The sequence below is a fragment of the Sporosalibacterium faouarense genome (assembly GCF_016765695.1).
GTDB lineage: Bacteria > Bacillota > Clostridia > Tissierellales > VENL01 > Sporosalibacterium > Sporosalibacterium faouarense.
In genome coordinates this window covers 40547-53424 of the sequence record NZ_JAETGO010000030.1, presented here as the reverse complement: position 1 = coordinate 53424, position 12878 = coordinate 40547, and the positions used below count along the sequence as shown (strand labels likewise).

The 12878-nt window shown below is 33.2% G+C and carries 10 protein-coding genes; all 10 read right to left on the bottom strand.

Annotated elements, in window-relative coordinates; genetic code table 11:
* Positions 1-58 precede the first annotated feature (58 nt).
* Positions 59-1591, bottom strand: coding sequence for a 2,3-bisphosphoglycerate-independent phosphoglycerate mutase (gene gpmI / locus JMO20_RS04660; protein WP_202708375.1), 1533 nt, complete (start codon positions 1589-1591; stop codon positions 59-61).
* A 14-nt stretch (positions 1592-1605) separates the two neighbouring features.
* Positions 1606-2352, bottom strand: a complete 747-nt coding sequence (tpiA, locus tag JMO20_RS04655; protein ID WP_202708374.1) for a triose-phosphate isomerase — start codon at positions 2350-2352, stop codon at positions 1606-1608.
* A gap of 11 nt (positions 2353-2363) precedes the next feature.
* Positions 2364-3557 carry a phosphoglycerate kinase gene (locus tag JMO20_RS04650; RefSeq protein WP_202708373.1) on the bottom strand — a complete coding sequence of 398 codons (1194 nt, stop codon included), beginning with the start codon at positions 3555-3557 and terminating at the stop codon, positions 2364-2366.
* Between the two features lie 85 nt (positions 3558-3642).
* A complete protein-coding gene (gene gap / locus JMO20_RS04645; protein ID WP_202708372.1) occupies positions 3643-4656 on the bottom strand; it encodes a type I glyceraldehyde-3-phosphate dehydrogenase in 1014 nt (337 codons plus the stop codon).
* A gap of 42 nt (positions 4657-4698) precedes the next feature.
* Positions 4699-5724: a sugar-binding transcriptional regulator gene (locus JMO20_RS04640; RefSeq protein WP_243414630.1), complete on the bottom strand. Its 1026-nt coding sequence runs from the start codon at positions 5722-5724 to the stop codon at positions 4699-4701.
* A 283-nt stretch (positions 5725-6007) separates the two neighbouring features.
* Positions 6008-7390 carry an RNA polymerase factor sigma-54 gene (gene rpoN / locus JMO20_RS04635; protein WP_202708371.1) on the bottom strand — a complete coding sequence of 461 codons (1383 nt, stop codon included), beginning with the start codon at positions 7388-7390 and terminating at the stop codon, positions 6008-6010.
* Between the two features lie 297 nt (positions 7391-7687).
* The gene (locus JMO20_RS04630; RefSeq protein ID WP_202708370.1) at positions 7688-8653 is read right to left on the bottom strand and encodes an ABC transporter permease; all 966 of its coding nucleotides are present in this window, start codon (positions 8651-8653) and stop codon (positions 7688-7690) included.
* Complete coding sequence (locus JMO20_RS04625; RefSeq protein WP_202708369.1) at positions 8653-9843, bottom strand: ABC transporter permease; 1191 nt, start codon at positions 9841-9843, stop codon at positions 8653-8655. Before JMO20_RS04625 ends, JMO20_RS04630 begins: the two co-directional genes overlap by 1 nt.
* Complete coding sequence (locus JMO20_RS04620) at positions 9833-11380, bottom strand: ABC transporter ATP-binding protein (protein ID WP_341533980.1); 1548 nt, start codon at positions 11378-11380, stop codon at positions 9833-9835. Before JMO20_RS04620 ends, JMO20_RS04625 begins: the two co-directional genes overlap by 11 nt.
* A gap of 148 nt (positions 11381-11528) precedes the next feature.
* Positions 11529-12665 (bottom strand): BMP family lipoprotein, encoded by a 1137-nt coding sequence (locus tag JMO20_RS04615; RefSeq protein WP_202708368.1) that lies wholly within the window; start codon positions 12663-12665, stop codon positions 11529-11531.
* Positions 12666-12878: the final 213 nt, after the last annotated feature.

Genomic DNA, 12878 nt, shown 5'->3' with positions numbered 1-12878 from the left:
TATTTTATAACAACATCATAGATTAAGCTATTATTTAGATGTAGCTTAGCCTCTATGTTTATTTAATAATTAATGATTCTCCTGTCATTTCCTGGGGAATATTCAAGTTTAACATTTCGAGTAAAGTAGGTGCTATATCTGCTAAAATTCCTTCGCGTAATTTCAAATCACCTTCACCAACAACTATACATGGTACTTTATTTGTAGTATGAGCTGTCAACGTCTTGCCAGACTCCTTATCAAGCATCTCTTCAGCATTTCCATGATCTGCTGTAATCAAGGCATTTCCTCCAGTTTTTACTATTTCATCAATAACTTCACCCAGACATTCATCTACTGTTTCGATTGCCTTTTTAGCTGCACCAATATCACCAGTATGTCCAACCATATCGGCATTAGCAAAATTAAGTACCATAAAGTCGTACTTATCTTCTCTAATTTTTTCTAATACTTGGTTTTTCACTTCTATTGCACTCATCTCTGGCTTCATATCATATGTTGCAACCTTTGGAGATGGTATAAGCACCCTTTCTTCATTAGGATTTGGTTCTTCCACTCCACCATTAAAGAAGAAAGTAACATGAGCATATTTTTCAGTTTCTGCTATCCTTAGCTGGGACAATCCTTCTTTACTTATAAACTCTCCAAGAGTATTTGAATATTTTTGAGGTTTATATGCTACATCTACCCCCTCAATAGTTTTGTCGTATTGAGTCATACAAACAAAATGAACATCTACCTTTTTCTTTCTATCAAATCCCTCAAAATCCTTGTCCACAAATGCTCTCGTTATTTGTCTAGCTCTATCAGGCCTGAAATTAAAGAAAATTATTGAATCTTTTGATTCTACTAATCCAACTGGCTTGTCATTTTTAAATACAACTGAAGGCTTAACAAACTCATCTGTTTCATCCTCACCGTATGCACGATTAATAATTTCAGTAGACGAACCGCCTTCCATACCCGTACCCATTGTCATTGCGTCATAAGCCAGCTTAGTTCTTTGCCATCTCTTATCTCTGTCCATAGCATAATATCTTCCTGCTATAGTGGCAATCTTTCCGACTCCAATTTCTTTCATCATGCTTTCTAACTCTTCCAAATACCCTTTTGCACTTGTTGGTGGCACATCTCTTCCATCAAGAAAACAATGTACATATACGTCTTCAAAATCATTCTCTTTAGCTAATTCTAAAAGAGCATAAAGATGTCTATTATGACTATGTACTCCTCCATCGGAAAGAAGTCCCATCAAATGAAGTTTAGTATTATTCTTTTTGGCATATTGTACTGCTTCAACTAATTCTTTTTTCTTATGAAATTCTTTATTCTCTATTGCTTTAGTTATCCTTGTGAGTTCCTGATATACAATTCTTCCAGCACCTATATTTAGATGACCAACTTCTGAGTTTCCCATCTGCCCGTCGGGTAGGCCTACTGACGACCCACTTGCTGTAAGAGTAGTGGATGGGTACTCTTGGTTTAATCGTTTAAAGTTGGGGGTACTTGCTGCCGTAACAGCATTCCCCTCATACTTTTCACCTAGTCCCCATCCATCAAGAATAACTAGTGCAGTCATTTTTTTTGGCATGAAAACACCCCTTATTAAAAATTAACTATATCAAGAAAATCTTTAGCTTTTAAGCTAGCTCCACCTACTAGAGCACCATCAATATCTGACTGGTTCATTATCTCTGTCGCATTATTAGGCTTTACACTTCCGCCATATTGAATTCTAACTTCTTCAGAAATATCTACACCATATTTTTCTTCAATTATTTCTCTAATGTAAGAAATCATGTCATTTGCATCATCACTAGAAGCTGTTTTGCCAGTTCCTATTGCCCATATTGGTTCATAAGCTATAACAACCTTTAACATATTTTTTGAATCAATATCTTCTAATGCTTTAATAATCTGAGTGTTAACCTTATCTTTAGCTTTTCCATTTTCTCTTTCGTCTAAAGTTTCTCCAACGCAGATTATTGGATTAATATCATAATTTAATGCCGCTTTTACTTTTTTGTTTACTGTTTCATCAGTTTCATTAAAGTATTGTCTTCTCTCAGAATGACCTATAATTACATAGTCAACCCCAATATCCTTTAGCATAACTGGTGATATCTCTCCTGTATAGGCTCCGTTGTCTTCCCAATGCATGTTTTGAGCACCAATTTTTAATTTAGTGCCCTCTACTTCTTTTTTTATTGCACTTAATCCTACAGAAGGAGAGCAAACTACTACTTCAACATCTGTTTTATTAGTTTCATCTTTAATCTGATTTACTAGTTCTATTGCCTCTCCTATGGTTTTGTTCATTTTCCAATTTCCTGCTATAATTGGTATTCTCACAAAATCCCTCCTTACTTATCATCTATTGATTCTATTCCTGGCAAAGTTTTTCCTTCAAAGAACTCTAAAGAAGCACCTCCACCAGTAGATATATGACTCATTTTATCTGATAATCCAGTTTTTTCAACTGCTAAGGCACTATCGCCACCACCTATTATTGTTACTCCTCCAGTTTGTGACATTGCTTCAGCAATTGCTTCTGTACCCTTTGCGAAGTTCTCCATTTCAAAAACTCCCATTGGTCCATTCCATATGATTGTTTTCCCTGATTTTATCTCTTTACCAAAGATACTTCTTGTTTCTTCTCCGACATCAAGTCCCATCATATCTTCTGGAATATCGTCTATACTTACTGTTTTAATATCTGTATCATTTTTAAATTCTTTGGCAACTACAACATCTATAGGAAGTAATAATTTAACTCCCTTTGCTTCAGCCTTCTCTAATAAGCTTTTAGCTAAATCAATTTTATCCTCTTCCAAAAGAGATTTACCAATCCCATAACCTTGAGCCTTTAAGAAGGTAAACATCATTCCGCCACCTATAAGTAAGCTATCTACCTTATCAATTAAGTTTTCTATTACACTTATCTTATCTGAAACTTTTGCTCCTCCTAGAATAGCTATAAATGGTCTTTCAGGATTTGACATAGCTTTACCCATTATTTCAATCTCTTTATTTACTAAAAATCCTACTGCTGAAGGTAAATACTCAGATACTCCTACATTAGAAGCATGGGCCCTATGAGCTGTACCAAATGCATCGTTGATAAATACATCAGCTAAAGAAGCTAAGTTCTTTGCAAAATCAGGATTGTTTTTCTTTTCTTCTTTTCTAAATCTAGTGTTTTGTAATAGGATTACATCTCCATTTTTCATACCATTAGTAGCCATTATAGCTACATCATTTACTACTTCCGATTCATCAATAAATTTGACTTCTTTGTTTAATAGATTAGCTAACCTTTGTGCCACTGGAGCTAGACTGTATTTTGGATTTGCTTCTCCCTTTGGTCTTCCTAGGTGAGACATTAATATAACCTTCCCGCCCTTTTCGATTATGTACTCTATAGTAGGAAGTGCACTTTTAATTCTTCTATCGTCGGTTATATTTCCGTTTTCATCCATAGGCACGTTAAAGTCACATCTAACAAGAACCTTTTTTCCTTCAAGCTCTAAATCAGACACAATTTTTTTATTTAACATTTTAACCCTCCTAATGAAAATATAAGAATCCAGCAAAGAAGCAAACTCTCTCTGGATTCTCATACATATTTATTTTATATACTTACTATAACCCTTTTTGAGCAATATATTTAGCTAAATCTACAACTCTAGATGAGTATCCCCACTCATTATCATACCAAGATACTATCTTAATCATGTTTCCAATACCCATTGTAGATAATCCGTCAACTATGGATGAATGAGAGTCTTTTTTATAATCAACAGAAACTAATGGCTCTTCTGAGAATCCTAAAATACCTTTTAATTCTCCTTCAGCAGCTTCTTTTAATACTTTGTTTATTTCTTCTGTAGTTGCTTCTTTCTCAGTTTCAAATACTACGTCAACAACTGATACAGTAGGAGTAGGAACTCTCATTGCCATACCATTAAGTTTACCTTTTAGTTCAGGTATAACTAGTGCAACTGCTTTAGCTGCTCCTGTTGTAGTTGGTATTATTGATTCTGCTGCAGCTCTTGCTCTTCTTAAATCTTTATTATGAGTACCATCTAAGATTCTTTGGTCATTTGTATAAGAGTGAACAGTAGTCATAAGTCCTCTTTTAATTCCAAAGTTATCTAAAATAACCTTAGCAAATGGAGCTAAGCAGTTTGTTGTGCAAGATGCATTTGATATAATGTTATGGTTCTTAGGATCATAATCTCCTTCATTAACTCCCATAACTACTGTAACATCTTCACCTTTTGCAGGAGCACTTATTAGTACCTTCTTAGCTCCAGCAGTAATATGCTTAGATGCGCCTTCTTTATCTCTGAATATACCTGTAGATTCTATTACTAGTTCTACTCCTAATTCTCCCCAAGGCAATGCCTCTGGATTTCTCTCTCCTAGAACTTTAATTCTTTTTCCATTAATGATTAAATCATTATTATCAACTTCAACTGTACCTTCAAATCTGCCAAAGCATGAGTCGTACTTAAATAGATGTGCCAAATCTTCCACTTTACCAGGATTGTTTATAGCAACCACTTCAAAGTCAGTCACATTACTTTCCATAGCGTATCTTAACACGTTTCTCCCAATTCTTCCAAATCCATTAACAGCAACTTTCATAGTCATTAATATACCTCCTAAAATTTATATTTAGCTGATTTGTTCAGCTTATTTCACTATCTCTATTATTTCTCTAGCTACTCCTTCATCCATAATTAATGTCATATCCTTTTTTAAAGATGAAATAGCTATGATAGCTTCTGCTTTCTTTTTACCACATGCCACTCCTACTACATTTTTTACTTTCTTAAAGTCATCAAGTGATAACCCTACAGTACTAGATTCCCATACCTGTTCACCTTTAGTATTAAAATAATACCCGAAAGCTTCAGCTACAGCACCTTTTTCTAAAATTTCTTTTATTTTATCATCAGGAATCATTCTTCTATTTGCCATTTCTTCAGCATTACCTAGACCAAATACTAACACATCAATTTTTTTAATTAAGTTCTTCAATTCCTTAACCTCAGGTATCTGTATAATGGTATCCAATGCTTCCTTATCTAAACTATCTGGTACATGAAGGAGCTTATAGCTTCCTCCCAACTTTTTAGCTAAGTTAACAGCCACATTATTTGCTTGGCTTTCAAAATTCTTTCCTAAACCACCTCTTGCAGGTATAACTAAAATATTACTATGTATATCTTGTTTAGGCATCTCATTGGCAACTTGGGCCATTGTGCTACCACCAGTTATCCCAATAATATTATTATCCTTTAGCATTGTCTTAATACATAAAGAAGATGTCTTTCCTACATCCTTTAATATATATTCATCTTCATCAAAACTTCCAGGAACAACTAGAATCTTCTTAATATTTAGAACCTTTTCTAGTTTACTCTCTAAGCTTTTCAAATCCTTCAGACTGTGTATGAAATCCTTTAGTTTGTCTACTATTATCTGTCCCTCATCTGTTACTGTCATTCCAAGGGGATTAATTTCAACTAGATTTTGTTCTCTAAGGACATTCACTTCAGTTCTAATTACTCTTTCACCTATACCTATTTTATTTGCTAAGGTACGTCTTCCTACTGGTTGATTATAGTAAATATTTCTTAAAATGTTATATCTTTTCTCAAGAATTTCAGTTAATTCAGGAAGAATTTTCTTCTGCAATTCAAGTATTTCATCCATTATAAAACTCTCCTTTATATGGATTACAAACATATGCTACAATTTTTATCTACCCAGTATTTATTTACCCAAATACCATAAAATTATGAAACTAAATATTGACATTATTAAAATACAAATGTAAAATGGCATAGCATATGTTTATTGAGTAGAAAACTTGTCTAAGGGACATTAAATGTCCCGCATATGCCATTGGCGTCCCGTTATGCTCAAAAAAATATCCTTACACTCTTATTATAGGTTAGAGTAAAGGATATTTCAAGTAAATTAGAAAAATATTTTTTTAATATCTTCTTCTTCCAGAAGAAGAAGGTATTCTTAACTCATCTCGATATTTAGCAACAGTTCTTCTAGATATTTTTATATTTTTTTCCTTTAGTAAGTTAGCAATACTTTGATCACTTAAGGGTTTTTCGGGTTTTTCTTTTTCTATTAATTCTTCTATCATTGATTTAATACTAGTAGAAGAAACTCCACCACCCTGACCTTCTACACCACTAGTAAAGAAAAACTTTAACTCAAATATTCCTCTAGGGGTTTGAATATACTTACCAGTAGTTGCTCTGCTTACTGTAGATTCATGTACATCAATATCTTCTGCTACTTCCTTCAATGTTAGAGGTTTTAAATGCTTTTTACCCATATCAAAGAAATCCTTCTGAAACTTTACAATTGACTTTGCAACATTATAAATTGTCATTCTTCTCTGCTCAATACTTCTAATAATCCACATTGCTGAATTTAATTTATCATTTAAAAATTGAGAAATATTTTCTTCCTTTGATTTTGATAGTAACTGCTTATAATACTTATTGATATTCAGTCTAGGTGCTGTAGAATCGTTTAGAATAATGATATACTCACCATCAATAAATTCAAGAGTTAAATCTGGTGTTATAAATTTAATATCATCCTCATCACTAGCAAATCCCCTTCCAGGCTTAGGCTCTAATGTCTTTATTAAATCACAGATTCCTTGAGCTTCTTTTTTCTGAATATTTAATTCTTTAGATATATTAGATATCCTATTTTTAGCTACATCTCCTAAGTGATTGTTAATGACATTTTTAATATTATCATTTAACTGTTTTTTTATCTCCAATTGGACTAAAAGGCACTCTTGAAGGGTTCTACTTGCAACTCCAATAGGATCAAAGGTTTGTATCACTTTTAATACATTTTCTACCTTATCAATTTCTACAGATACTTGTGATGCTATTTCTTCTATATTTGTATTCAAATACCCATTTTTATTAATACTCTCAATAATTAACTCTCCTACTTCTCTCTCTATATCGGAAAATACCGTTAAATTGAGTTGGAATAACAGATGTTCCCTAAGTGTTACCTTTGAAGATAAATAGCTTTCAAATCCTTGGCTTTCATTTTTTTGTCTTTTTATACTTCCTTTGTAACTTATATCATCATATTTCCCTAAATATTCCTTCCAGTCTATATCTTCATTCTTATCTTTATAATCATCAATATTTTCTGTCTTATTGTTTTTATTTTCCATTTCGAGCAATGGATTTATTTCCATCTCAGTTTCTATAAACTGATACAATTCTTGACTGGTGAACTGTAGCATTTGAATAGCTTGTCTAAGCTCTGGAGTCATTATTAACTTTTGGGATTGCTCTAGGTTTAATTCAAAACCAAGCCTCATATTTTTCACTCCCACTATTATAAATATTTTTAAACATTAGCAATAAAGGAAAACGTTGTCATTAATGTCATTTCCTGTATTCACCAATTTTCTATCACTTACTATAAACATATGAATCTTTCTATTTTATTATACCAAAAATAGTGCTATTACAAAAGTAATGTTATTTAAAAGACATTCTTTACATAAAAGGAACAAAAAAAATAGCTAAATAAGAAAAATATTTCTTTCCTTACTTAACTATCATACTATTTTATATTTTCAATTCAAACATAATTCCACAACTAATATACCCATCTATCTCTTAGATTTATCATATGGTATACCTTCTGCCTTTGGTGCTCTCGATCTCTTTGATGTAAATGCAAGTACTATCAAGGTAGCAATATATGGTAGCATTTTATAATATGTCTGATCTATTCCTAAATTATCCAAGAATGGTATCAGAGAAATAGAATATGCCAATGTTCTAAGGAAAGCAAAGAATAGAGCTGCAAATAGAATCTTAATAGGATTCCATTGCCCAAAAATCATTACAGCTAAAGCTAAAAAACCAAATCCTGCTACTCCAGTATGACCACTTACATTTCCGTCCATTACACCAACGGAATAGAAAAATCCTCCTATTCCAGCTAAAATACCTGAGATCGTTACCCCTGCATATCTCATTTTATAAACATTAATACCTACTGAGTCAGCAGCATGAGGATGTTCGCCACACGCACGAAGTCTCAACCCAAATTTAGTTTTATAGAATACGATAACAGCAACTATAAGAAAAGCAAATCCTATCATTACTGTAAGATATGTTCTTTGGAAAAACATCTCTCCCAATACCGGAATCTTAGACAAAATAGGTATTTCCTTGATATAAAAATTCATATTTGTAGTTATACCATCACTATTAAAGAACATCTTTGAGAATAGCAATATAACTGCTGGAATAAGCATATTAAGAGAAGTACCAGTAATAACTTGATTAGCCTTCATATTAACCGATGCAAAAGATAATAACAACGAGTATATTGACCCTGAAATCGCTGCAATTAACATCCCCAAGAGTAAAATAGTTTGAGGTTCCATGCCTGAATTTTGTACGATGAAAACAAATAGTGCACCGAAAAAAGCTCCAAAAAGCATTATTCCCTCAAGTGCAATATTGATAATACCACTAGTTTCACTGTACATACCACCTAATGCAACTAAAAGTAGTGGTATTGCTACGGGAAGCATATTTTGTATCAAATAATATATAGTATCCATTATTCTGCCTCCTTTGTATCGTTATCAGATGTTTCATTAGTATCAATCTCTTCTGTATTTGCTGATACTTCCTGTTGATAGCTTTTTGTTCTAAACTTCTTCTTAATAAATTTAGTTATTGCTGCATTCATTATCATAGCAAAGGCAGAGAAGTATATAATAACAGCTATAACAACATCTATTATTTCCGGCTTATATCCTACAAGACTTGCCAAAGTACCTCCTCTTTGAATATGAGAAATAAATAATGAGGATAAAATAATACCTATAGGATGTGAATTACCTAAAAGTGCAACTGCAATACCATTGAATCCATTAGCTGCAATAATATTAATAGGTTCATATGTCATACTACTACCAGCTATTGCAGACGGTGCCAATATCGCAAATGCTCCTCCAAGTCCTGAAAGGCCTCCAGCAATTACCATTGTAATAATTATATTTGTTTTTCCTTTCATTCCTGCATACTCACTAGCATGCTTGTTAAGACCTGTTGCCTTCAATTCATAACCAAAGGTAGTCTTCTGAAGTACGATATAAAGAATAATCCCAATAATTATAGCAAGAATAATACCCACGTTCACATTAGAACCCGTAATTCCAAGGGAAGGTAGTTGTACATCACTGGGTAAGTAGTTTGTTCTCGTTTTAGTAGATATATACATAACAGAATTGCCTTGAACCAACATATCTACTAAATACATTCCTATATAATTGAGCATTATTGTTGTTATAACTTCATTTACATTTAAAAGTGCTTTAAAAATACCTGGAATCAATCCTAATAACATTCCTCCTACCATACCAGCTATAACTGCTACAATCCAGTGAACACTACTAGGTAATTCCCACATAAATCCTACATATAGGGCAAAAAACATTCCCATTGTATACTGTCCTGATGCCCCTATATTAAATAGTCCCATTTTAAATGCAAAGCCTACCGATAGACCTGTCATCAAAATCGGAGTTGCAAAATAAAAAACATCACCAAAGCGACTGAATCCTCCCAAAAGTACGTATCTAAATCCCGCTAATGCGTTCCCTGGTATAGCAAACAGCATTACAAAAAAGCCAAAAATCAAACCAAGTAAAATTGCCATACCTGCAGATGAGAATGAAGAAAATCCGCTGCTTTGAGTTATATTTTTAAAACTAATTCTATTTTTTAAAATATTTCTATTCTCCATCTTTATTCTCCTTTATGCCATCACGTTTTGCTCCTGACATGTAAAGTCCAAGTTCCTGTACAGTTGTTGTCTTTGGATCAAGTTCACCAACAATTTCTCCTTCATATATAACTAAAATACGATCACTTACATTCATTACTTCCTCAAGCTCTAATGATACTAAAAATACTGCCTTACCAGCATCACGTCTTGCAATAAGCTGTTTATGAACATACTCTATAGCACCTACATCTAGCCCTCTTGTGGGTTGTACAGCTATAAGAAGTTCGTGCTCTTTATCAATTTCTCTTGCTATAATTGCCTTCTGTTGATTTCCTCCAGACATACTTCTTGTAATAGTTTCTGACCCTTTACCACTTCTAATATCATATTCATCTATAAGTCTTTCTGCATATTTTCTTACTTCATTAAATTTAATAAATCCACTGTTTTGAAACTCTGGTTGCCAATATCTTTGAAGAACCAAATTTTCTTCTAATTTATAATCCAAAACTAGACCATGCTTATGCCTATCTTCTGGAATATGACTCATACCATCTATAGAGCGCTGTCTAATCGAAGATTTAGTTATATCTTTTCCACAAAGATTAATAACTCCTGAACTTGGTTTTTCCAATCCTGTCAAGGCATTTACAAACTCTGACTGACCATTCCCCTCAATCCCTGCAAGACAAACCACCTCTCCTGCTCTAACATCGAAGGATACATCCTTTACTGCATTATTTTTATGAGTTTTAGAAGGTACAGTAAGATTTTTCACAGAGAGAACTACATCTCCAACCTCTGGTTCCTTTTTATCTACTTTAAAACTTATATCACGTCCTACCATCATCTTTGAAAGCTCTTCTTTTGTTGTATTCTTGACATCTACTGTTCCAATGTACTTACCCTTACGAAGTACTGTACACTGATCTGCAACCTCCATTATTTCATTAAGCTTATGAGTGATAAAAAGAATGGACTTACCTTCATTAGCAAATTCTTTCATAATATGAAGAAGTTCTTTAATTTCCTGTGGAGTTAAAACAGCTGTAGGCTCATCAAAAATTAAAATTTCATTATCTCTGTAAAGCATTTTAAGAATTTCAACCCTTTGCTGCATTCCCACTGTAATATTTTCTATTAAAGCATCTGGATCTATTTTTAAACCATACTTCTCACTTAAGTCCATAACTTTTTCTCTTGCCTCTTTTTGTTGGAGAAAACCCATCTTATTAGGTTCAACTCCTAGAATTATATTTTCAAGTACAGTAAAAATCTCTACAAGCTTAAAGTGCTGATGGACCATTCCAATGCCAAGTGCATTAGCATCATTAGGATTACTAATATTAACAATCTTCCCATTCTTTTTTATTTCTCCACCTTCTGGTTGATAAAGACCAAATAGCACACTCATAAGAGTAGATTTACCAGCACCATTTTCACCTAATAGTGCATGTATTTCTCCTTTTTTTAATCTTAAGGTAATATTGTCATTAGCAATAATACCAGGAAATTTTTTTGTAATATTAAGCATTTCAACAATATAATTTTCCACGTTAACCTCTTCCCATTATAATTATTTTTTTACTTCGCATCAACTTCCTATATAAAAAATGGAGGAAAACATTTGCCTTCCTCCATTTTGTAACATAACAATTTCAATTTCATAAGGCTTAGCTTAGATTTATATTAAAATCATTCTATTACCTTGTAGTAACATTAACCTTTTCAAGATTTAATGAATTCGTAAGCTCTTCAGCTGTAGCATATCCTGTTGGATCTTCAACTTCTATTTGACGTGTAACTGAAACACTTCCATCTGCTAATTCAGCAAACACTTCATTATATGCTTGCTCATCAAAGCTCTCAAATCTATCAAATGCGTCTCCGTTGCTTTCACCTAATACAACTGTTGGAAGTCCAACTCCATCATTTGAAGCATCAAAATATGTTGTTTTACCAGCATAAGTATCCCAACTATCTGTATTGTAAATAGAATCAAGTACACTTTCTACAGAAGCTGATAAACCTTTTGTAGCTGAAGTCATAACAGTTTCACTGTCATATCTTTGGTCAACATCAACGCCAATAACTTTTGCATCTGACTCACTAGCTGCTGACATAACACTCTTACCAACTGATCCACCAGCAGCAAAAATTACTTCTACACCTTCTTGATACATAGTTTTTGCTGTTGCTTTATTAGTATCGTTCTCGTCAAAGTTTCCTGTATAATGGTATGTCACTTTGATTGTTCCATCATCTAATCCCAACTCAGTAGCAGCATCTTCAGCCCCTTGAAGGAATCCATATCCAAACGCTTGAACAGCTGGTACAGCCATACCACCCATAAATCCAAGGTCAGTCATTCCGTCCATAACAGCTGCATATCCAGCTAAGAATCCTGACTGTTCTTCTTTGTACATTATACTTGCAACATTATCTTTGATTTCATTTGATGCATAGTCTGCTGTATGTGGTGTTCCATCAAGAAGTATAAACTTAACCTCAGGGTATTTTGTTTGAGCTTCATAAACTGGAACCTCAAATAAAAATCCTGGCGTTACAACTACCTCTGCACCACCTGTAACTGCAAGGTCAATAGCTGCTAAATAGCCTGCATCTGACGCCTCTTCAGGCTTTATATATGTATGTGAAATATCTTCTTTCTCAGCAAAAGCAACTACACCCTCCCAAGCACCTTGATTAAATGATTTGTCATCAATATTACCTTTGTCAGTAATAAGTGCTATTTCAGCACCTTTATCACTTCCAGCACATCCTGCTAGACTCGTAACTAATAATAAAGCTACTAAAGAAATAGTTAATAATTTTTTCATTTTTGCCCCTCCTTTATTTAATCAAACAACCTCAATGATATTATACCCTTTTAAAAGAATAATTACAACTTCAATTTTCTCTACGGGATTATTTGTAATAATATCAATCAGCAAAGTAATTATGATAAATACAAAATACGACAGTAAACAATTGAGCGAAGCTTTGCGGATTCTAAAAAACTCTGCAGGCTTCGCTACAATTATTACTTATTT